Genomic DNA, 21,637 nt, shown 5'->3' with positions numbered 1-21,637 from the left:
ACCACCCCCTGCTCTATCCGACCCCAACCCGCGGAATCACACTGGGCTGGGCCACCGCCGAGGGGGCGGTTCCCGCACCACCACGAGCGCCCACTGCCGCCAGCGGCGCGGTACTCGCAGCACTTGACCCCATCGGCATAGGCGGAATCATCGGCATACCCTCAGCAGCCGCCATAGCCTGACCAACAGGTGCCGCGCTCGACCCCAGCCCGGATACCCCCGAGCTGGTCAACCCTGCAGGAAGCGATCCTTGCCAGCTTTGCGGCACCGACATCGGACCCACCAAATTCGCTTGACCCAATCTCGCTGACATCGCGCCACCGGCAAGGCCGCCACCGGCAAGACCGCCATTACCTGCCCCAGCTAAGGACGAACTGGCGAATTGAGGTCCACCCATGGCTATCCCGGTACCGGTCAAACCCGCTGCTGCGCCACCCAATCCGGTCGTGGCGCCACGGGCGCCCTGCAACGCCATCATCAACGGGGACATCATCATGCTGGCTGGATACAACGCAAACTGAGCCATCGACAACATCGAAGAAACCGGCACGTCGTCGACCACCGAAATCAGCCCCGCCAACGGCGCGAAAACGGTCAATATATCGGTCGGAAACCAGGGCGGCGCCACCGCCGCACCGGCTTGCGCGGCTAGTCCCGTTAACTGCGCCGGAGGCGCGCTGAACGGCGTTAACGACGCCGCAATAGAGACCGAGTTGGCATGATAGGTGATCATCGCGGCGACATCTTGGGCCCACATCTCGGCGTATGAGCCCTCGAAAGCAGCGATCGCGGGAGTGTTTTGACCTAGGAAATTCGTTGCCACTAAAGACATAAACGACGCCCGGTTGGCTGTGACCGCCGCGGGGTGCACCGTCGCCGATAACGCCGCTTCAAACGCCGCCGCGGCTGCCTGAACCTGGCCCGAGGCTAACTGAGCCTGCTCAGCGGCCGCGCTTAACCACGCCACAAACGGTGTAGCCGCCGCTGCCATCGCCACTGACGCCGGACCCGACCACGATCCATTAACTAATCCCGTGACCACCGAATCAAACGACGACGCCGAGGCCTGCAGGTCCTGAGCTAACCGCTGCCAAGCCGTCGCTGCTCCATACAGCGGCCCCGAACCTGCACCCGAGTAGATCCGCCCGGAGTTAATCTCCGGCGGCAACCACGAAAAATGAATAACCATCCCAACCTCCGACCAAGCAGCCGAATTAACGGCTCCGACAATCACATTCCCGAACAACCATCACGCCAGCGGTCATGCGCCGCAGCCGAGTGCCTGAAGAATGACATCAAAAATCACCACACAGAACAACCCCGCGCTGGAATCACTCAGCTAACCCCAAGCTTCGATGCACCGACCGACATATGCTGAATTATCAAGAGCTGCATGCGATGTCAGCGTCGGCAAGTCGCTAGCCCACCAATGACCGCACTGTAGTGCGTATAAGCAGCCCAACGCTGCTCGCTCGGAACGGCCCGAATAGCGTTATGTTGCACTGGGTTTACCTGCTCGTCCCGATCCTGACACCGGCAGATAACGTGGTCGATTCGAACCGATCCAACCTCGCAACACACCAGGCTGTCGAATATCTTGACACACAACTGTTCGGGTAGCGGCTCTACCCCCCATTGCCCGGTTGCGCCGTAATCGGCAAATCAATTTCTTCGGCGACGTCGCCGAGAGCGTTGGGGTTCTCGCGGACAACCTCCGCCTGAACTGCGTTATGTGCATGGAGAGGTCGAATTTGTCTGTGACGGCCGCTAATTCTACGGTGAGTAATGGTGCTCAACTCGTTGTTGGCCCACATGACCGTCACCAACGCGACATCGTCGCGGCTTTGCAGTGCCTCCCGCACAGTGGCCGCTGACATCGAGCCATCGGAGCCGGCGGGCAGCCGAGTCACCTGGGCGGGCGATCCGATCGCCACGCTCGCAGCGTAGTGACGCGTCGTTTGTGGGTAGGTGGTGGTTAGCGGCGTCTGCCGAGTGCTGCGCACCCCATGCCGAGGTTTGGGCGGGGTCGGCCGCGATGACACTGATCGCGGCTTCGATATTAGAAACGTTCATTGAGCGTAAAAGAGCTCACGCAAACGGAAGTCAGGGTGCGGGCGGGGCCGGGTGCGCCGGAGTCGGGCCCGCCCACGGCGGCAACGGCGGCAACGTCGGGATAATTGGCACCAACGGCTCCTTCACGCCGACGCTCGTCGGCTTCGGCGGTAACGGCGGTAACGGCGGTAACGGTGGCGGCGGCGGCACCGGTGGCAGTGGCGGCACAATTATCGGCGCTAACGGGACGAACGGAGCTTCCTAACCGCAGACGGCCGGCACTGCCGTCCACTGATCCGTCCCCGCCCGCGCCGGCGTTCGCAATGTGGCCGGCGCGCGCGGAAACCGGACACGCTCATATCCCGGGTGTCGGCATGATCGCTTCCAAAGCCGCCAATGGGGCGGCCCAGCAGCACTGCGGTGGTGCTCCAACCGCGGCCGGGGTCTGGTTGGTTGGCCGCTATCGGAAAACTTGGGAGCCGAGAAACGGTATTGGAGTTGATCGATCTAGATATCTCGGCCCTAATCAAGTGGTTCGGATCGAAGTCGAATCTGATGACTAGCCGACTGTCTCGAAGCACGGCCCAAACACCTTGGATAACATCTGCTTTGACGTAAGTGGAGCGCCCTAGAGCCATTCACGCAGTCGCGCTGCCAGCTAGGTTGGCGGCCGCCCAAGCTGGTACGACGCCGGTGATTACGGCGGTGGTGCCGCCGGCGGCTGATCCGGTGTCGTTTAAGCATGTTGGCCTGTGTCGCCGCCGCGCGATGTCGAGGCCGAACGGACGTACGGCACATGGCGAATCGCCAGGTTAGGCCAGCGCGCAGCGGGTAGTCCTGGGTCGGTGGAGAACGAAAGGGTAAATGCGCGTGGTGATGGCTATATCAACGCGCTTCGCAGCGCGGCATGAGATCGACACGGCGCGGCTGAAAGCGATGCTGGCCGAACGAGTCGACGGAGAGGTCCGTTTCGACGACGGCAGCCGGGCGGCGTATTCGACTGACGCCTCCAACTTCCGACAGGTGCCCATTGGCGTCGTAATGCCCCGAACACCCGAGGCCGCGGTCGAGGCGGTGGCCGTCGCCCGCGAGTACGGAGCGCCGGTGCTGTCCCGCGGTGGCGGAACCAGTTTGGCAGGCCAATGCACCAATACTGCGGTGGTACTGGACTGGTCGAAGTATTGCGACAAACTGGAATCAGTGGATGCGAAGGCCAAACGATGCGTCGTACAGCCCGGAATCGTCCTCGACGAACTCAACCGCCGACTGGAATCCACCGGTCTGCGCTTCGGGCCGGAGCCGTCAACGCATTCAAACTGCACGCTGGGCGGAATGATCGGCAACAACTCCTGTGGGTCCACGGCGCAGCGTTGCGGCAAGGTGGTCGACAACATCGCGAGGCTGGAGGTCCTGTGCTACGACGGAACCCGGTTCTGGTGCGGAGAGACCAGCGACGAGGAGTATGCCCAGATTGAGGCCCATGGTGACCTGAGGGCTGCGATTTACCGACGGCTGCGACGATTGCGTGACAAGTTCGCCGACGACATTCGCGAGGGGTTTCCCGAGATTCCCCGGCGGGTGTCCGGATACAACCTGGATTCGCTTCTTCCGGAACACAATTTCGATGTGGCCGGTCTGCTGGTTGGCAGCGAATCCACGCTTGTCACCGTGCTGCGAGCGGAACTGGAGCTGATCGAGGTATGGCCTAAGCGCGCATTGGTGGTTCTGGGTTACCCCAGTATCGACCGAGCCGGCGATGCGGTGTGCTCGGTACTGCCCTACAAGCCGATCGCGTTGGAGGCCATGGACGACAAGCTGATCAGGGATGAACGGCTGCACCATCTCAACGCCGAAGCTATCAAGAAGCTGCCGGAAGGGGCGGCGTTCTTGTTGGCACAGTTCGGCGGCAATGACCAGGACACGGTCGACGCGCAGGCGAAGCGGATGCTCGACGGGCTGCACGAAAGCGAGCACGATCCCACGGTGTCGTTCCTCGACGACCCCGCTCGCGAGGACGAACTATGGCAGGTACGCGAGGCTGGCCTAGGTGCCACCGCTCACGTACCAGGACACGCGGAAACCTTCGAAGGATGGGAAGATTCGGCGGTACCTCCGGAACGGCTCGGCGACTACCTGCGTCGGCTGCAGGCGCTCTACGAGGAATTCGGCTACAGCAGCGCGGCCGGCCCCAGTTTGTATGGGCATTTCGGCCAGGGTTGTGTTCATACCCGCATCCCATTCGACTTGTTCACAGCCGAAGGTGTCTCGGAGTATCGCCGCTTTCTGGAGCGCGCCGCCGATCTGGTGTCCGAATTCGGTGGGTCGCTGTCGGGTGAGCATGGTGATGGCCAGACTCGGGGCGAACTGCTCCCGCGGATGTTCGGCGACCGGCTGGTGTCGGCGTTCGCGGAACTGAAAGACATTTTCGACCCACAGAACCGGATGAACCCTGGCAAGGTCGTAGCGCCGCAACCGCTGGACGCCAACCTGCGCCTCGGGGCGACCTGGGCACCGATCACGCCGCAAGACTTACATTTCCACTACCCGCACGACGGTGGATCGTTCATCCATGCGGCGAATCGCTGTGTGGGAGTGGGCAAGTGCCGTCAACTTGATACCAGCTCCGGACAAGTGATGTGCCCGTCGTATCAGGTCACCCGGGAGGAAGAACATTCCACCCGCGGACGGGCCCGGTTGCTGTTCGAGATGCTCGACGGTCACGGCGACAGTCCGATTCAGGACGGGTGGCGATCGACGGATGTCAAAGGGGCGCTGGATCTGTGCCTGGCGTGCAAGGGCTGCAAGTCCGACTGCCCGGCAGATGTCGACATGGCCACCTACAAAGCCGAGTTCCTGGCCCACCACTACGAAGGCCGGCAGTGGCGCCGGCCCCGCTCCGACTTGTCGATGGGGTGGTTGCCAGTCGCGGCGCGTGTGGTCACCGACGCGCGAATGGGCTGGTTGGCCAACGCACTGACGCATACGCCGGGGCTGCGCCGCGCCGCCATCGCTGCGGCCGGGGTTGCCGATCGGGAGATTCCGCGCTTCGCCAAGCAGACACTGCGACAGTGGTTCGATAAGCGCACCACACGCGCCGGCGGCGAGCGTGGCACGGTCATGCTGTGGCCCGATACTTTCACCAACTGCTTCCACCCCCAAGTCGGCCGCGCGGCGGTGGCTGTGCTCGAAGAGGCCGGGTGGCGGGTGACGCTGCCGCGACCGCGGCTGTGTTGCGGGTTGACATGGATCTCTACCGGCCAGCTGCGAACCGCAAAGAAGGTACTCGCCCGCACGGTGACAACATTGGCGCCCCACGTGCGCGCCGGCGGGTTGGTGGTGGGCCTGGAACCCAGCTGCACCACGGTGTTTCGCGCTGACGCAGCCGAGCTGTTCCCGGACAATCACGACGTGCTGCGGCTGCGCGACCAGACCGTCACCCTCGCCGAGGTGCTAACCGAGCACTCGCCCGGCTACCAGCCGCCGAGGCCAGTTGGCAGAAAGCTCTCCGCGCTGGCCCAAGTGCATTGCCACCAGCACGCCGTACTGGGGTGGGACGCCGATGCGCAGCTGCTGGAGAATGCCGGGGTTGGCGTGGCACAGCTGGGCGCCGGATGCTGCGGCCTTGCCGGAAATTTCGGCTTCGAACGCGGCCACCTTGGCGTCAGCGAAGCGTCCGCCGAGCGGGTCATGTTGCCGAAAATTCGCGCCGCCGATCGCGGCACGGTGGTGCTCGCTGATGGGTTCAGCTGTCGCACACAGATCCACGAACTCGACAGTGGCGGAAGAGAAGCGGTGCACCTAGCCGTACTGCTGGCTGCTATGTACAAGACTCAGCCGCAGCGGAATTGAGCCAGATCGGCGAATCGGGCGGCCAGACCGTGGCCGGGTAGGTCCGGGTGAGGACGAACGTTGCCTCCCGCCGGATTCAGCATGCCGTCAAACGCTATGGACTCGATGCGCACGTGGTCGTGGAACCATTCCAGATGACGCAGATTGGGGGTCGCCGCCGCAACGTGGGCGTGTAAGTGCGGCGCACAGTGGGCCGAAATCTCCAGGCAGTGTGCCGCCGCGATGGCCGCCACCCGCAGCCATTCGGTGATGCCCCCACAGCGTGACGCACCGGCTTGTAAACAGTCGACGGCGCCGGCCTGGCACATCCGCCGGAAATAAACGATGTCGCTTCCGTATTCGCCCGCCGTCACGTCGGCGTCGACGGCGTCGCGAACCTGCCGCAGCCCGTCCAAATCGTCAGAGGAAACCGGCTCCTCGAACCACACGATGGCCAGGTCCGCCGCATCGCGCATGACTCGGATAGCCTGCTTGCGGGTATAGCCGCCGTTGGCGTCGACGAACAATTCCGCGGCAGGCCCAATGACATGGCGCGCCAACCGCATTCGGTAAGCGTCGCGGCCGGGGCGGCGGCCCCATGATTCCCCGATCTTGATCTTGACCCGCGGGATCCGTTGCTCGTGCACCCAATGGCTTAGCTGTTCGCGCAGCTGGGTGTCGTCGTAGGTGGTGAATCCGCCGCTGCCATACACCGGAACCCGGTCGCGGACCGCGCCGAGCAGCCGGTGCAGCGGCAACTGCAGCAGACGAGCCTTGAGATCCCCCAGCGCGACATCCACCGCCGAGATCGCATACCCGGCAACGCCCGGCCTGCCGGCATTGCGGACCGCCTTGACCATCGCGTCAAATGCCCCGCCCACGTCAAGCGCGTCGCGCCCGCGGACGGTCGGTGCCAACTCGTCAACAACGAACCGGGCGCACGCCGGCGGGCCGTAGGTCCACCCGAGCCCCACGAAGTCGCCCGCGCGAACCGTCACGATAACGACCGTGGTCGAGTCCCACGCCAAAGTGCCGTCAGCTTCGGGTGCGTCAGCGCGGATGGTGTACGCGGCGGCCTGCAGGTCCCGGACGGCGGTGTCATCTCGACTCGCGCCGCCGGGTGTGCTCATCGTCGGCTAGGTTCCCGGTGCGGCAAGAATTCCTGCGCCTTGATCTTGATGCCTTCCTTGATGATGCCGAAAGCGTCCTCGTCGCCGTGCAGCACCGCACTGGCCGCGGCCTTCATCTGGTCGAAGGTGGCGTGCGGCGGCACCGGGGGGATATTCGGGTCGCAATGCACGTCAAGCAGCGTTGGCCGGTCGGCTGCCAGCGCCCGATCCCACGCCGACGAAATCTGATCGGGACCCGTCAGGGTTGCCGACCCGAAGCCCAGGCTGGCCGCAAAACCCGCATAGTCCACGTCGGGAAGTGTTTGGGATTCGACGAATTTTGGTGCGCCGCCCATGGCTCGCATCTCCCAGGTCACCTGGTTCAGGTCGTTGTTGTGCAAGACCGCAACGACAAGTCGCGGATCCGTCCACTCTTGCCAGTAGTGCGCGATGGTGATCAGTTCGGCCAAGCCGTTCATCTGCATTGCGCCGTCACCGGCGAAAACGATGACGGGTCGGTCCGAATGAGCGAACTTCGCGCCAATTCCGTACGGGACACCCGGGCCCATCGTGGCTAGGGTGCCTGACAACGAACCGCGAACATTGCCGCGGAACTTCAGTTGGCGGGCATACCAATTCGCAGCTGAACCCGAGTCGGCGGTGACGATCGCATTCTCGGGCAGCTTTGGCGACAACTCGGTGAACAGCCGCATCGGGTTGATCGGATCGGCGGACACATCGGCTTCCATCGCCATGGTTTCCCACCAACGGCGCACGTTGTGTTCAATCGTCTCCCGCCACGTCCGGTCGGTCTTGCGTCGCAACAGCGGCAACAATGCGCGCACCGTCATGGCCGCGTCGCCAACCAGGTTCACCTCGTTGGGATAACGCATGCCGATAACTGTGGGATCGATATCGATCTGCACACCGCGGGCCGCGCCGAACGGCGGCAGGAACTGCGTATAGGGAAAACTTGACCCGATGGTGAGCAAGGTGTCGCAGTCGCGCATCAACTCATAGCTGGGCCGCGTGCCCAACAATCCGATCGATCCTGTCACCCACGGCAGTTCATCGGACAGCACGTCCTTGCCCAGCAGCGCTTTGGCTACCCCCGCGCCCAGGACGTCGGCGAGCTCGGTGATCTCCTTGACGGCGGCGCGCGCGCCGGATCCGACAAGCATCGCGACGCGTTCACCCGCGTTGAGTACGTCGGCGGCCCGCTGTAGCCCGCTGGCAGAGGGTTCAACGGCGGGTTGCTCGAACCCCAGACTGGACGGCACCATCTTGAATTCGTGTGCGGGAGCGGAATATTCGAGCTCTTGTACGTCCTCGGGGATGATAAGCGCCGTCGGTCCACGTCGGGTCAGCGCGGTGCGAATGGCGCGGTCGAGCACGTTGGGCAGTTGCTCGGGCACCGTGACCATCTGAACGTAGTCGCTGGCCACGTCCTTGAACAGACTTAACAGGTCGACCTCTTGCTGGTACCAGCCGCCCATTGCTGTGCGGTCGGTTTGCCCCACGATCGCTACCACCGGTACCCGGTCGAGTTTCGCGTCGTAGAGGCCGTTGAGCAGGTGGATCGCGCCCGGGCCGGAGGTCGCCGCGCACACCCCGAGACGACCACTGAATTTCGCATAGCCTACCGCTTCGAAGGCCGCCATTTCCTCGTGTCGCGCCTGGACGAACATCGGCCTGTTGTCGGCGCGACCCCACGCCGCGAGCAGCCCGTTGATGCCGTCGCCGGGGTAGGCGAACACATGTGTGATTCCCCAGTCGCGGAGTCTTTCCAGCACAAAGTCGCTGACTTCAGCCATTGCACACCTCTTTCCCGTCTCGTGTCCCATTCCAGTGGTTGTCCCCGAGACGGGTTACCCACTTGGTCGGTGGTTAGACGTCGGGGATGTGTACGGGTGACGAGTTTGCGGTCCTGACCACGTTTGCGCGTACCGCACCGCTGTGCGCTGGGTTCCCAGGTCGATCTGCCCGTCGTCGGTGGCCACCGACGCTTCGACAATGTCGCCTTGCCGCAGATATTTCGGATTGCCCGCCTGACGTTTGAAGAAGGCCTTCCATTTGACGGCCGGTGGCAATAGGTTTCCGATGATTTCCACCGGCTTCGCCGGGGCACTCAGGGCGGTGCCGACAGGGGTGCCGGTGAGTATGAGGTCGCCGGGAGCGAGCTCCTGGAATTGGGTGAGCGACTGCAGCGCCTGCAGTGGCCGGTAGAGCATGTCGCCGTCGACGAGCGCGTTCTGTCGCTCCTCGCCGTTGACGCTGAGGCGCAGCCGTAGATCGCCAAAACGCTGGAGTTCGTCGGAATTCAGCAACACCAACTTTGGCCCGACCGGGGTGAACGTCGGGTAGGACTTGGCTTCGTAGAACTGTGTCTGTGGAAGCTGTATATCCCGCGCAGACACATCGTTGGCGACGACCAGGCCCGCGATGAAGTCGGGGAGGGTCGCGTCGGAAATGGTTGTGCCGACCGGGATTGAACGTCCGATCACCAAGCCGATCTCGACCTCGTAGTCCAGCAGTTGGACGTGGCCAGGTTTGACGACGTCGTCGAACGGCCCGCTGATCGACGCAGAAGCCTTGCGGAAGAAGGTCAGCGGAATCGATGTCGGGTCCATGCCCGCATCCTTGACATGCGATTCGAAGTTGGTCATCTGGGCGACCACACGGCATGGCCGCGTCACCGGTGAGATCAAGTTGAGGCTTGCTAAGGGGACGGTGCCGGTCTCGCGGAGAGCCGCCGCGATCGCGGGACGGTCGGCCAGCAGTGCAGCGGTGGTGGCCGCGGCGGTGGCGATCTTCGCTGGGCCACTTGGGGGTTCGACCCACCAGGCGTCGACAGTGTGCAGGACGGAGACGCTCATGCGGGGAGCACCTTCGGATGGCCTATGATTCTCCCCGATCTAATTGGCGAAATCGTCACATAGACGTAGCACGCGGTCAAGGGTTCGGCCTGATTCATGAATACTGCCCGCGAAACACCCTTGGTTCCACGTAAGAATTTCCGCGAAATGGTGACTGTCGTTAGGCATGGCAGACGGTTGTCGATGACGTCTTGCGCGGGCATCACCACCAACGACCCGAGGGTAGCCCAAGCTGTCGCGCAACGGAATCCTGAAGATTCACAACAACTTCCCCTAGGACATCCGGCGCGTCGGTTCATTCGGTTGTGGGCGGGGCATGCACCCCCGCGCTGACCTGCGCCGGACGAACCGCCACCAGAACCACCCCGACGCCGAAGATCAGCGCCGTCGCCCATGGGAAACTGCCGTATGGCGCGAACCCTTCGACAGCGAAAAACGCCAGGCCGTATGTTGCCATCGCCGCGCCAGCGACCAGGAGGGGTTCGGTCCAGCGATCGGCGAGCGAGAGACCGATGATGGGCAGCGGGGCTGAAGCAATGCGACGCAACAGCCACAACAGCGACAGCTCTACCGCCGTCACGAGGCAGAGTATTAGGACCCACTGCAACCGGGCCAGCCACCACTGTGCCGTTCCCTCGACCGGTTGCGGCAACAGCCCCGTCGGATAACCGACGACAGCCACGATCACCACGGGCAGCATGTGCCACAGGTAGAGAGCCATCACGTTGCTATTGGCGACGGAGAGCACCCGCTGCACCAGATGAGGGCGTAGGGCACGGTTAAGCATCGGCGCGAGCACCATCGCCACGCCGGCCTGCGCGCATCCGAACGCCAACATCGCCACCGAGGGCGGCGCCGAATTCTGGATCACTTGGCCTGGAATGCCGATCATGCTGACCGGATAGGGGCCCAGCCCGATCAGCAATGCGAGTGCGAGCGCCGAACCGGCGGCGAGCAGCAACGGCCTGTAGCGGGCCAACTGGCCGTCGTGCCAAGCGATTCCGATCTGGTAGAGCGTTGCCCAGCAGAACACGTAATTCAACCAGCCGAGATATGCCACGTGTGCACCCAGCGAGACAGCATCAACTGCCGCGACAGCCAGCACCAGGACACCCGGGGCCAATAGCCCCCAACGCTGTTGTGCGGCAATAGCAATGGGAGTCAGCGACACCACCACGACGTAGACTGCGAGAAACCACAAGTGCATTGCCACTGCCCAACCGGCGTACTCCAGCACGTAACCGGCCACATCACTGAACTCCAGAATTACGACAACCACCGATGCCAGTCCGATGTACACCGCGGTCGGTCCGAGAACTCGCGCCAGTCGATGCCGAAGCCACGTCGGCCGCGACGCACCGCCGGGCCCGTAACGGTGTGTCCAAGACACCGCGCCTGCGTAGCCGGCCACCAGGAAGAACACCGGGACCGCCTGGAAAGGCCAAGTCAGCCACTGCGTCCAGGGTTGGTCGACGAGCGGGTTTTGCCGACCGAATGATCCGTCGCGATAGGTCACCGACGCGGCCGCCCAATGCCCCAACACAATGAGGACGACACCCGATGCGCGGTAGAAGTCCACCGCCAGATCGCGGGCCGGCCGAGATGTGGGTGCGTGGTTCATCGTCCGCGAGGGTACGCGAGCCTCGATCCGGGAATGCGTCGTTAGTTGACGTTTGCCGAGAACGAATCGACCCCGAGACCGACGCCGCCGTCCCATGGCTCAAAGCCGGCTTGGATGCTGGTGAGGTACCACGAGTCGGTGATCGGCTCCATGGTGCTCGTATGGTCCACGAAACTCATGACATCGAAATCCCAAACTTCGATCGGTGACGTTGCGACGTATGACATCACGTTGTTCTGACCGTTGGTACCGTCCCAGACCACAAAGCTCTTTCCGTCGATCGTGGCATTGCCTACCGGAGAGCCGACGGGCTGAATGGGGCCCTGGTGGTTGAACCAGATCATGATCTCCTGCTGGTTGACACTGGTGGTTTTGGGTGTGGGATCCAGCCAGATGTCGTAGGAGGCGTTCCAGGTGCCGGTGGCGGGGTAGTTGTAATCGATGCTGCTGGTTGCGGTTTGGATCTGGCCCAATTGCATGGGCAGCGTGGTCCCCACCGAACCGGTGCCGTAGTGCCAGCCCGTGTAGATCGAGGGGTATCCCAGTGGGGCGCCGTTGGTCGGGGCGGAGCCATTTATCGAGGTGATGGTGAAACCTCCGGTGGGGCTGACGTCGATGGTCTGCCCGGCGGGGTTGTTCCATGCGTTGTTCTGAACCACGTAGCCATCCGCGGTCGTCGTCGTTCCGAACTGGGCGGAGATGAGAGTGCCGCCAGTCGGGGGTGTCGTGGGTGGCGTGGTTGTTGGGCCACCGGTGCCCATCTGCCCGTCTGTTCCGGCGTGGCCGAACAAACCGGCTTTGCCTCCAGTGCCTCCCAGTCCGGGGTTGCCGCCGTTGACGTCCACCGCCGCCCAGCCACCGGCGCCGCCGTCGCCGCCGTTGCCTACCAGCAGACCACCGTTGCCGCCGCTGCCGCCGCGCGCGCCGGCACCACCAGCACCGCCAGCTCCGCCGTTTCCGAACCATCCGGCGTTGCCGCCGGCACCGCCGGCCTGGCCGGTCCCGCCGGCGGCGCCATTGCCACCGTTCCCGTACAGCAACCCGCCGTCCGCGCCACGCCCGCCGGACGCCGTCGCATTGGCTCCGTCGCCGATCAGCGGGCGACCCAGCAACGCCTCGCTAGGCGCGTTAACGCTGTTGAGCGCCTGCTGCGCGATTGTCTGTAGGGGCGATACGTTGGCGGCCTCTGCGCTCGCATAAAACGCGGCGCCTGAGGTCAATGACCGCACAAACTGGGCATGAAATGCCGCCGCTTGGGCGCTCACGGCGTGATATTCCTGCGCGTGCGCGTTGAACAACCCGGCGATGGCCGCCGACACCTCGTCGGCAGCGGCCGCCAGTACCTCCGTCGTCTGGGCCGCTGCCGCGGCGTTCGCGGCGCTGAGCGTCGAGCCGATCCAGGCGACATCCGTCGCCGTCACCGCCACTGCTTGCGGCGCAGCAATCACATATGACATGCACGACCCTCCGACCCGACTTATCACGTGCTTATCACGGTCGTATCACGACTTTATTAAGCCTATCCAAATCGCGACGATTATGACCTTTTTACGAAACTATCACCACCGGTTCGTGACCTGGCTCTTTTGCCCAAGATCGAGGGTGTTTCTTAGCCGTGCGGATAGGCGTGGATGAGCACGGTGTCGAGTCTCGGTACGGCGTGGGTCAGTTCGTGCTCGGCTTCATGGGCGATTCGATGTGCATCGTTCAGGCTCAAAGTCGGGTCGACATCGAGTTCGGCATCAGCGTGCAGCCGGTGTCCGATCCAGCGCATCCGGACGCTACGGACGGCTCGCACCCCTGGTTGCGTTGCCAACGCCGTCTCGGCGCGAGTGACAAGTTCGGGGTCGACGGCGTCCAATAGGCGCCGGAACACGTCGCGCACTGCGGTGCGCAGCACTGCCAAGATGGCCACGGTAATGAGAAGCCCAATGATGGGGTCGGCAATTGGATACCCCAGTGCGACACCCGCGGCGCCGAACACCACCGCGAGCGAGGTGAATCCGTCGGTGCGGGCGTGCAGTCCGTCGGCAACGAGCGCTGCTGAACCGATCCGTCGCCCGACCCGGATGCGATACAGCGCGACAAGTTCGTTACCTACAAATCCGACCGCGCCCGCTGCTGCGACCCAGCCGAGATTTCCAATCTCCACCGGATGGATCAGGCGCATCACAGCCTCGTAGCCAGCGATGGCTGCTGACAAGGCGATCATCGCGATGACGAACAATCCGGCGAGGTCTTCTGCACGGCCGAACCCGTAGGTGTATCGCTTTGTGGCAGCGCGTGTTCCGAGAGAGAACGCGATCCACAGCGGCACCGCGGTTAGTGCATCGGAGAAGTTGTGAATGGTGTCCGCGGCTAACGCTACCGACCCTGAGATCGCGACTATCGCAACTTGAAATGCTGCGGTGACGCCAAGGGCGGCGAGGCTGAGTTTCACCGCACGGATGCCGGACGCGCTCGACGACAGCGCATCGTCGATGCTGTCGGTCGCGTCATGACTGTGCGGCGAGAAGATCTCGGCGAGCAGACCACGAACACCGGCCGGATGGTCGTGATCGTGATCGTGTTCGTGTTCGTGGCCGTGGGACAGGGCTCGGGTGTCCGTCATTGGCGCGTAACCCCCATCGCGAGCGGACCTCGCCCTGACTGATTAACTGCATACATACGCAGATAATAGACATAGGTGGCCGATTCCTGCCACTGGGCGAGCGGGACTAGATCGCGCGCAGTAGAGCTGCCGCGCGTACGTCGTCACCGACGGTGAAGTGCATGCGCACACTGCCGTCGCGATGTTCGGAACGGATTGTCACCGGTTCACCCAACTTAATTGGGCTGCGGTATTCGAGCACCGCCCGATAAGGGGCTCGCTCCAATTCGGGTACCTGTCCCAGAATTTCGTGCACACCATGCCAGTAGACGGTGTTGTTGACATGCTCAAAGGGATCAATATCGGTGCGGCGCAGGGGAAATGGCGCCTCGGCGCCGTCTTGCACCGGCTCGGTGAGCCAAGGGCGCCACTTGAGCCGGTGGTTGTCGGTGGTGCTGCCGAAACGCGCGATGCAGTCGTCGACAAGGCGGGAAGGTGTCAGCGTGTCTTTGTTGACGCAGATCCAGAAGCCTTCGGTTTCGATTCGTCCGCCGTCTGAACCCTCGAGTCGGACGCGCATGGAACACCACCTAGTTGACAGGGCTGCGCACCAACGGCGGAAGGTGATGTCGCTGGGCAGCGCGATCGGCTCGATGACGTCGATCACCGTGCGCAGGACGATCCAGTGGGGGTGGACTGCTGCCAGTCCGGCATCGGCAAGATGCTCGGCTCCGACCTCCTGGATATAGCGCGCAACTCCGTCGAGGCGCAGTCTTCGGCGTTCGTCGATGTCCGATGTGGCTACGCGCCAACCGGTTTGGTAGACGTACCCGGAGCCGGGCACGCCGACAAGCGGCATGTCCACCTCAGTTGGCTGCGACACGGCCTCTCCTTACCGTCGTTCGCTTGTTGGCGTGACGCATTGGCTGCGCAGCGTCTCCAAATGCGCGACGGCGGTGTCCAATCTTTTTTGGAACATCGACACCACCCGTTCACGCACCCGCGGCTTGTGCGACAGCGGCGGAAGCAGATCCGCGAGGAGGTTCAACCGTGCCGAACTCAGCCAGTCCGTCAGGTCCGGGTCGTACAGCCAGCGCCGGAAGTTACGCAGGTCGGATTGGGTAAGACGCAGCCAGTCCAGATCGGAGTCCGGGTGTGGAATCGGTTCGCAGAGTTCGTTTTTCACCGCATCGTCGTCGTAGGCGAATTCAACGTGGGCGATGAATGCGGCACTGAACACCTGTTGGCATCCGCGCACCGCCTGCAGGGTGATGCGGCCCTCGTCGAAAACCGGCGTTGCGGGTCGTTGTGGCGCTCCGTCGGCCGTGCAGTCAATGTAGATGGCCGAAGGGGAGGAGGGCACGGAACCGCCGTCGAGCACGACCGCGTCGGCCTCGATGCGCTGGACGTGGCCCATCCTGATGATGTCGTTGATCCGGCGTAGTTGACCGAATTCGGCGTGGGACACCGTCGCACATCGATACATGGCCGGACGTACCGACGGATCGATGCGCAGCAAGGTTCCGGCGGCCTCCAGCCGATCAAACAAGTCCTCGGCAGACGTCGCTTCGCCGATTGCCTCAAGCGTCGTACCGAAACTGGCGCGGAACTGGTCGATGAACGTCGGCCCCGGCTGCAGCGTTGCCCGGTCGATCAGCCAAGAGTCGCGCGGCATGATCCAGGTCAGCTTGTCGGGGCTGATGTCGTGTCGGAGCAACCACAGACAGACGTCCATGCCGGTTTTGCCGGCCCCGACGATCACATACCGGTCGCGCGCACCGAATTTCGGTAGTTCGTTTGGGGCTATGCAGTCGACGCCGGGTGCGACGCAGTACGGCGCGGGCCGCATCGAGGGCACGACGGCACGCAGATAGGTGGCGTCGACAATTCGCTGCTTGACGGTGACTGCTTGTTCGGAGCCTGCCAGCGTTCGGATACGGCCGTCGCCGAGATACTCGCTCATCGGGAAGTAGGAAACGCGCCCAGTCGGAAGAAATTGTTGCTGCATGACGCCGTCGAAGTACGCGCATATCTCGCCGACTGGGGCGAGCTCGTTGAGCCCTTGGTTCCACCCGACTTGATCAATGGTGTTGTTGCCCAGTGCTCTTGAGTTGACGCCGTAGTAAGCCGACGGCTGGTGTAGCCGCACGAATGGGTAAGCGGTGGTCCAATGTCCACCAGGTTGACACGCACGGTCAACGATGACGACTGTTGCTTCCGATTCGGTGATCAGCGTGTCAGTGAACGCCATGCCCATGGCTCCGGCGCCGATCACCAGGTAGTCGGCCTCGATGGGCTTTATCGGCCCTGCCATAGGCCCTCCTTCACGCACGCAAACAACCGTTGCGACACGATAGCGCCTGACCCGGTCGACCGGATGCGGCGGGGACTGCCACTATCCCGCTTGCGGGGGGGATGTTTGCCGAGATGAGGGCGCAAAATGGCTGACATCAGCTGGGCGAGCCGGGCATTACCCGCAATCCTGCGCATCACGGGCAGGAGCCGCCCTTACGTGAGCGCTCAATCCGCGCGGGCGCATATCGATCGGCGCGCGCTGCGTCCGCTACCGTACGGCCCGCCGCCGCGGTTGCGATCCGACGTAGCGGTGACGGTCCAGCGTCGATTGGGTTGGCCGATCTACACCGTCACGGCCAAGATCGGGGCGCCCGAGCGCATCGTCTGGTATCTGCATGGCGGCGCATGGGTAAACGAAATCACGCCACAGCATTGGCAATTGGCCGCTCAAATCGCGGCCGAGGCGCGCGCCACGGTGATCGTCCCGATATATCCATTGGTGCCGTTCGCCGGCGCGACGGACGTCATGCCCGTGATCGTCGAACTCATCGCAGACAACGTGTCACGCGACGGCAGCGTATGTCTGGCTGGGGATTCCGCCGGCGCCCAGATCGCATTGTCGGCGGCACTACTGCTGCGCGATGAGCATGGCGTGGTGATACCTCGGACCATTTTGATCTCGCCCGTCTTGGATGTGTCGCTGACCAATCCGCTGATCGGTGCGGCCGAATCCGACGATCCGTGGTTGGGACGCGAGGCGCTGCGCGTATTCGCGGATCGGTGGCGCGGTGACCTGCCGCTGACGGATCCGCGTGTTAGTCCACTCGCGGGTGATCTCAGTGGTTTAGGGCCTTTGACGGTCTTCACCGGCACTCGAGACATTCTCAACCCCGACGCACGAGCCTTGGTTCAAAAGGTCACTGCTGCAGGCGTAGACATCGATTACCACGAGCAGCCGGGCTTGTTGCATGTGTACCCCCTGACCCCGACGCCCGAAGGCCGCGCGGCGCGGGCGGTTATCGTCGAGCGGCTGCGAGGTCGGCGCTGATGACCCGAGGTCCTATGCCACACCAGTCTCTTGTCCGGCAGGCGTGCTTTGTGCCCTCCTCGCAGCGGCGAGTTGCCCGGCCGCACGCCCAACCGGCGGGCAGTCGCTCCGAGCTGGGCGCAGCGACCATCCCGCCTCGTGGAAACGCATGTGGCAGGTGTGACGTTTGTTCGGCCAATGCTGCCCCACTGGGAGAGCGAGCATGACTGTCGAGAAGTATTTCGATCTCGGCTCCTCCCACCGGCCGGTCGAAACCACTTGCGCGCAAGCACAGACTTGGTTCGACCGCGGACTGGTGTGGGCGTACGCGTTCAATCATGAAGAGGCAATCCGCTGCTTCCAGCGGGCCCTGGAACTGGACCCAGACCTGGCCATCGCGCGTTGGGGAATCGCCTATTCGGTCGGGCCCAACTACAACAAGGCATGGGAGGCATTTGACCCGATCGACCTGACCGCTTCGCTGGCCCGTGCGCACACGGAACTCCAACTGGCCGCACAGGGCCGGGTCAGCCCAGTCGAGCAAGGCCTCATTGCCGCACTTGCGGCGCGCTTTCCCACCGACGACCCAGCCGACACGGATGCGCTACACACCGGGCTAGCCGCTTACGCCGACGCAATGACGGCGCTGGCCGAGGCTTATCCGGAAGACGTAGATGTGCAAGCGCTCGCTGCCGACGCGCTGGTCAACGTGACGGCGTGGGCGCTGTGGGACACCGCGACCGGCGAGCCAGCCGCGGGCTCGCGCGTGCTCGAGGCCAAGCGGATCCTCGAAGCCGCGCTGGCCGGGAAAGCGGGTCGTGAACACCCCGGCATCCTGCATTTGTATCTGCACACCATGGAGATGTCGGCGACTCCGGAGGACGCCCTACCGGCAGCGGACTTGTTACGCGGCTTGGTGCCCGACGCCGGGCATCTGCAGCACATGCCGAGCCACATCGACGTGCTGTGCGGCGACTACCGCAGCTCGATACTGGCGAATCTTGCAGCGGTGCAAGCGGATCGGCGCTTTGTAAGCCGCGAGGGCCCGTTGAACTATTACTCGCTCTACCGTGCGCACGATCTGCACTTCATCGTGTATTCGGCGATGTTCGAAGGACAATCGCAAATCGCCTTGCAGGCCGCTGACGAGCTCGCCGATCAGCTGACAGCCGAGCTGCTGTCGATCGAATCGCCGCCGATGGCCGACTGGCTCGAGGCGTTCGTGCCGCTGCGTACCCACGTGTTGGTGCGGTTCGGCCGGTGGGACGAGCTGATTGCGCAACCGCTTCCGGAGGACCGAGATCTCTACTGCACCACCGCAGCGACGATTCACTACGGACGCGGCGTCGCGCTGGCGGCCACCGGTCACCTCGCGCGGGCAAACGCCGAGCGCGCGGCGTTCAGTGAGGCATACGACCGGATACCGAACTCCCGATACCTGTTCAACAACACCAGCCGAGACATCCTCGCGGTGGCCGCGGCGATGTTCGACGGTGAGATCGCCTACCGCGAAAAGCGTTTCGACGAGGCGTTCGGTCATCTGAGGCGCGCGGTCGAGCTCGACGACGCGTTGCCTTACGACGAGCCATGGGGCTGGATGCAACCCGCGCGGCACGCGTACGGGGCATTGCTGCTCGAGCAGGGCCATGTCGCGGAGGCGGCTGCCGTGTATGCCGCCGACCTCGGTCTGGACCCCACGTTGGCCAGGGCCTGTCAGCACCCCAGGAACGTGTGGAGCCTGCACGGCTATCACGAATGCCTGCAGCGGCTCGGACGTACCGCCGAGGCCAGGATCATTGGCCAGCAGCTCGCGCTGGCGACTGCCCGCGCCGACGTACCGATTCATGCGTCCTGTGCCTGCCGACTCGACGTCATGTCCTGTTGCGAGGACTGAGGGCGCGCGGTGGCGATGGTTCGGCGACGGTGGGGTCCGCGCCACGGCGAGCAACGCCGACATAGGTGGAATTCATTGCGGGCGTTTGCGACAACGGATCTACCGGTTCGGCGTCAATCAGGAGGTTGCGGTTCACCCCGAATGACTGCGGTGCAGATCCGGTGTGCGGGTCGAAGATTCGCGAACCCCAGCCGTGGTCGATCACGATGACGCCGCGCCGGGGTCGATCGCTCAGTGACGCATTCGCCTCGATTTCGCCAACCGGCGAATACACGCGCACCGGGTCCCCATCACCGATGCCGAGCGTGGCGGCATCCGCGGGATGAATGAGAACGACGCTGCCTTTGCCGCCGGGGTGCAGGCCGGGCAGCTCGTTGAGAAACGAATTCATGGAATGGCGGTGACGGCGGTTGCCGATCTGGAAGGGGTAGCCAGGGGGAGCCTCAGAAGGCGCCGCGGCGAGCAATTCACGCGCCCGCGCGACCAGCTCGGTGGGCGCGATATGCACGCGCTTGTCGGCAGTCCGCAACGCTGCGGCGAAGTGGCCATACTCCCGCGGGCCAAGCACCATGCCGTGTGGGTTGGCAAGCAGCTCACGCCATTTCAACTTGTGTCCGTTCACTTTGCGCGACGTGGCCACGATGATGCGGTTGATCCAGTGCGGCGTGAATTCCAGCGTGGGTCGACGGGTCAGCCGCGCAAGGCGCCGGCTGGTCCTGATGAACCCGTTGACACCCTTGATGCCGAACAGCGGAACGTCCATCGCCAGCGCCAGGTCGACGAAGATGCGCCATTCTTCGCGTGCGGTCGCCGGCGGGTTGACTGCACGCACGCCGTACTGCACATACGGCTCGTCGTGCAGGTTACTTGTCAGCGCGAGCAGGTCGTCACGTTCGAGCCAGTGCACGGCGGGCAACAGCCAGTGCGCGTGGCGATGACTCTCGCGCTGCACAAAGTCGATGGCCACCAACAGATCCAGTTGTGCAAGCGCACTGTCCAGGGCCGCGCCGTTGGGACCGGAGACCACCGGGTTTCCGGCGTTGATCACCAGGGCCCGGATCTGCCCGGGGCCCGGTGTGGTGATCTCGGCGGGCAGTTCGCTCAACGCGTGCGCGCCGGCAACCATCGCCCGGCCGGTCAGTCGGCTTCGGTGCTCCGGGGGCTTGGTTGCGGCCGCCAGGCGCAGCGAGTCGACATAACCGGGTTCGAAGCGACGGCCACCGGGACGGTCCATTCGCCCGGTGATCACGTTGAGTACGTGGCCAAGCCATTCGCCCACGCTGCCCGAGACGTGCAGTGAGATCCCGGTTCGCGTGATTGCCATCGCGGATCTGGAGGTCGCGAATTCCCTTGCAGTGGACTCGATCTGGGGGCGCGGGACACCGCACCGTTGAGTGAGGTCGTCCAGCTCGGCTTCGGTCAAGAGCTGGCGTAGCGCCGGCATGCCGGTGACGAGTTGCGCACAGTCGGCGCGGTGTTCGAGTCGTTCGTCGAGGATCACCTTGACCATCGCCAGCAGCAGCGCCCAGTCCTGGCCGGGACGCACCGCGATGTGCACGTCGGCTTTGTCGGCGGACTCGGTGCGTAGCGGGTCGACGACCACGATCTTGGCCCCCTGCTTTTGCCGGGCGAGCGCGCGCTGCCACCCACCGGGCGCACTTTCTACCCAATTCCATGCACTGACAGCGGGATTGGTGCCGACCAGCAGAAAGTAGTCGCAGTTGTCGATATCGGAGACGGGCACCATGATCGCCGAGCCGTACATGGCCTCCGCTACGACATGCAGCGCGTTCTGGTCGACCGAGCCCACCGCATACCGGTTGTGGGTGCCGACCGCGTCCAGCCAGGCGTTCATAAAGATCAGATTCGACAACGAGAATCCGGCCGGATTGCCGTAATAGGCGGCTATCGCGTCCGGGCCGTCGGCCTCGATCAGTCCTGTCAGTCGGGTGGCAATATCCGCGATGGCCTCTTCCCACGTCGCTTCCACATAGCGGTCGCCCACCCGTCGCATCGGGGCAAGGATCCGGCGCGGATGTTCGACCAGCTGGGCGGCGGTGCGGCCTTTCGCGCAGAAATCCCGCCAACTGTGCGGGTTTTGCTTGTCGGCCGATATTTTGCGCACCCGATTGCCCTCGACGCTGACCTCGACACCACACGAGGCCAGGCAGTATCGGCAGAAGGTATAGATCGTCCGCGCGCCGTCGGGTGTGGCCGGTACGTCTCTGGGTTGCACCTGTTGGTGTTGTCCCATTTTCAGAGCGTGACACCGCAGCATCTATTTGTAAAGTTTGCCCAGTTGTCACGGGGTGTTGTTTTGTGCGGCCACAGTGCTAGTATCTCGC

15 protein-coding genes and 1 pseudogene are annotated in these 21,637 nt (G+C 63.8%); 5 read left to right on the top strand and 11 right to left on the bottom strand.

All coding sequences use genetic code 11. The features are described from left to right. Positions 1 to 13: 13 nt before the first annotated feature. Together MSIMFI_RS16660 and MSIMFI_RS29740 are read right to left on the bottom strand one after the other, a co-directional pair. Positions 14 to 1,189 (bottom strand): PPE family protein, encoded by a 1,176-nt coding sequence (locus MSIMFI_RS16660; protein ID WP_191498304.1) that lies wholly within the window; start codon positions 1,187 to 1,189, stop codon positions 14 to 16. Between the two features lie 436 nt (positions 1,190 to 1,625). Beyond that, positions 1,626 to 1,934 carry a hypothetical protein gene (locus tag MSIMFI_RS29740; protein WP_191498303.1) on the bottom strand — a complete coding sequence of 103 codons (309 nt, stop codon included), beginning with the start codon at positions 1,932 to 1,934 and terminating at the stop codon, positions 1,626 to 1,628. 101 nt (positions 1,935 to 2,035) lie between these two features. Here MSIMFI_RS29740 and MSIMFI_RS28990 point away from each other — a divergent pair, with 101 nt between their 5' ends. The 3 genes and pseudogenes from MSIMFI_RS28990 (at position 2,036) to MSIMFI_RS16640 (ending at position 5,901) form a co-directional block, all read left to right on the top strand. After that, positions 2,036 to 2,317 carry a hypothetical protein gene (locus MSIMFI_RS28990; protein ID WP_191498608.1) on the top strand — a complete coding sequence of 94 codons (282 nt, stop codon included), beginning with the start codon at positions 2,036 to 2,038 and terminating at the stop codon, positions 2,315 to 2,317. Between the two features lie 353 nt (positions 2,318 to 2,670). Beyond that, positions 2,671 to 2,793 (top strand): annotated as a pseudogene (locus MSIMFI_RS28255) (PE domain-containing protein); the annotation flags it as partial. A gap of 135 nt (positions 2,794 to 2,928) precedes the next feature. Next, the gene (locus tag MSIMFI_RS16640) at positions 2,929 to 5,901 is read left to right on the top strand and encodes an FAD-binding and (Fe-S)-binding domain-containing protein (RefSeq protein ID WP_224770287.1); all 2,973 of its coding nucleotides are present in this window, start codon (positions 2,929 to 2,931) and stop codon (positions 5,899 to 5,901) included. On the opposite strand, the gene MSIMFI_RS16635 is transcribed toward MSIMFI_RS16640, so the two are convergent. From MSIMFI_RS16635 to MSIMFI_RS16600, 8 genes are all read right to left on the bottom strand, one after another. Then, complete coding sequence (locus MSIMFI_RS16635) at positions 5,883 to 7,010, bottom strand: enolase C-terminal domain-like protein (RefSeq protein WP_191498300.1); 1,128 nt, start codon at positions 7,008 to 7,010, stop codon at positions 5,883 to 5,885. The two genes, MSIMFI_RS16640 and MSIMFI_RS16635, sit on opposite strands and share 19 nt — an antisense overlap. Continuing rightward, on the bottom strand, positions 7,007 to 8,803 hold the full coding sequence (locus tag MSIMFI_RS16630) for a thiamine pyrophosphate-requiring protein (protein WP_191498299.1): 1,797 nt from the start codon (positions 8,801 to 8,803) through the stop codon (positions 7,007 to 7,009). Before MSIMFI_RS16630 ends, MSIMFI_RS16635 begins: the two co-directional genes overlap by 4 nt. A 54-nt stretch (positions 8,804 to 8,857) precedes the next feature. Continuing rightward, positions 8,858 to 9,865, bottom strand: a complete 1,008-nt coding sequence (locus tag MSIMFI_RS16625) for a fumarylacetoacetate hydrolase family protein (protein ID WP_191498298.1) — start codon at positions 9,863 to 9,865, stop codon at positions 8,858 to 8,860. A 295-nt stretch (positions 9,866 to 10,160) separates the two neighbouring features. Next, on the bottom strand, positions 10,161 to 11,486 hold the full coding sequence (locus MSIMFI_RS16620; RefSeq protein ID WP_191498297.1) for an acyltransferase family protein: 1,326 nt from the start codon (positions 11,484 to 11,486) through the stop codon (positions 10,161 to 10,163). Positions 11,487 to 11,527: 41 nt separating this feature from the next. Then, complete coding sequence (locus MSIMFI_RS30050; RefSeq protein WP_191498296.1) at positions 11,528 to 12,943, bottom strand: GH12 family glycosyl hydrolase domain-containing protein; 1,416 nt, start codon at positions 12,941 to 12,943, stop codon at positions 11,528 to 11,530. Positions 12,944 to 13,095: 152 nt separating this feature from the next. Continuing rightward, on the bottom strand, positions 13,096 to 14,097 hold the full coding sequence (locus MSIMFI_RS16610; RefSeq protein WP_191498295.1) for a cation diffusion facilitator family transporter: 1,002 nt from the start codon (positions 14,095 to 14,097) through the stop codon (positions 13,096 to 13,098). 106 nt (positions 14,098 to 14,203) lie between these two features. Then, positions 14,204 to 14,935 (bottom strand): acyl-[acyl-carrier-protein] thioesterase, encoded by a 732-nt coding sequence (locus MSIMFI_RS16605; protein ID WP_191498565.1) that lies wholly within the window; start codon positions 14,933 to 14,935, stop codon positions 14,204 to 14,206. 33 nt (positions 14,936 to 14,968) lie between these two features. After that, complete coding sequence (locus MSIMFI_RS16600; RefSeq protein ID WP_191498294.1) at positions 14,969 to 16,390, bottom strand: NAD(P)-binding protein; 1,422 nt, start codon at positions 16,388 to 16,390, stop codon at positions 14,969 to 14,971. 126 nt (positions 16,391 to 16,516) lie between these two features. Between MSIMFI_RS16600 and MSIMFI_RS16595 the strand changes: the two genes are divergently transcribed. Both MSIMFI_RS16595 and MSIMFI_RS16590 read left to right on the top strand, forming a co-directional pair. Beyond that, on the top strand, positions 16,517 to 17,419 hold the full coding sequence (locus MSIMFI_RS16595; protein WP_191498293.1) for an alpha/beta hydrolase fold domain-containing protein: 903 nt from the start codon (positions 16,517 to 16,519) through the stop codon (positions 17,417 to 17,419). A 202-nt stretch (positions 17,420 to 17,621) separates the two neighbouring features. Beyond that, the gene (locus tag MSIMFI_RS16590; RefSeq protein WP_191498292.1) at positions 17,622 to 19,292 is read left to right on the top strand and encodes a tetratricopeptide repeat protein; all 1,671 of its coding nucleotides are present in this window, start codon (positions 17,622 to 17,624) and stop codon (positions 19,290 to 19,292) included. Here the strand turns inward: MSIMFI_RS16590 and MSIMFI_RS16585 are convergent. Continuing rightward, positions 19,270 to 21,546, bottom strand: coding sequence for a molybdopterin-containing oxidoreductase family protein (locus MSIMFI_RS16585; RefSeq protein WP_191498291.1), 2,277 nt, complete (start codon positions 21,544 to 21,546; stop codon positions 19,270 to 19,272). The genes MSIMFI_RS16590 and MSIMFI_RS16585 overlap by 23 nt on opposite strands. Positions 21,547 to 21,637: the final 91 nt, after the last annotated feature.

This window comes from Mycobacterium simulans (assembly GCF_900232995.1).
In the GTDB taxonomy this organism is placed as follows: Bacteria; Actinomycetota; Actinomycetes; order Mycobacteriales; family Mycobacteriaceae; genus Mycobacterium; species Mycobacterium simulans.
This window is presented reverse-complemented; position numbering and strand designations above follow the sequence as displayed.

Bases quoted from the DNA above. Each gene is read 5' to 3' on its own strand.
- MSIMFI_RS16660 (WP_191498304.1), bottom strand. From the start codon at position 1,189: ATGGTTATTCATTTTTCGTGGTTGCCGCCGGAGATTAACTCCGGGCGG.
- MSIMFI_RS28990 (WP_191498608.1), top strand. From the start codon at position 2,036: ATGACACTGATCGCGGCTTCGATATTAGAAACGTTCATTGAGCGTAAA.
- MSIMFI_RS16640 (WP_224770287.1), top strand. From the start codon at position 2,929: ATGGCTATATCAACGCGCTTCGCAGCGCGGCATGAGATCGACACGGCG.
- MSIMFI_RS16635 (WP_191498300.1), bottom strand. From the start codon at position 7,010: ATGAGCACACCCGGCGGCGCGAGTCGAGATGACACCGCCGTCCGGGAC.
- MSIMFI_RS16630 (WP_191498299.1), bottom strand. From the start codon at position 8,803: ATGGCTGAAGTCAGCGACTTTGTGCTGGAAAGACTCCGCGACTGGGGA.
- MSIMFI_RS16625 (WP_191498298.1), bottom strand. From the start codon at position 9,865: ATGAGCGTCTCCGTCCTGCACACTGTCGACGCCTGGTGGGTCGAACCC.
- MSIMFI_RS16620 (WP_191498297.1), bottom strand. From the start codon at position 11,486: ATGAACCACGCACCCACATCTCGGCCGGCCCGCGATCTGGCGGTGGAC.
- MSIMFI_RS30050 (WP_191498296.1), bottom strand. From the start codon at position 12,943: ATGTCATATGTGATTGCTGCGCCGCAAGCAGTGGCGGTGACGGCGACG.
- MSIMFI_RS16610 (WP_191498295.1), bottom strand. From the start codon at position 14,097: ATGACGGACACCCGAGCCCTGTCCCACGGCCACGAACACGAACACGAT.
- MSIMFI_RS16605 (WP_191498565.1), bottom strand. From the start codon at position 14,935: ATGCCGCTTGTCGGCGTGCCCGGCTCCGGGTACGTCTACCAAACCGGT.
- MSIMFI_RS16600 (WP_191498294.1), bottom strand. From the start codon at position 16,390: ATGGCAGGGCCGATAAAGCCCATCGAGGCCGACTACCTGGTGATCGGC.
- MSIMFI_RS16595 (WP_191498293.1), top strand. From the start codon at position 16,517: ATGGCTGACATCAGCTGGGCGAGCCGGGCATTACCCGCAATCCTGCGC.
- MSIMFI_RS16590 (WP_191498292.1), top strand. From the start codon at position 17,622: ATGACTGTCGAGAAGTATTTCGATCTCGGCTCCTCCCACCGGCCGGTC.
- MSIMFI_RS16585 (WP_191498291.1), bottom strand. From the start codon at position 21,546: ATGGGACAACACCAACAGGTGCAACCCAGAGACGTACCGGCCACACCC.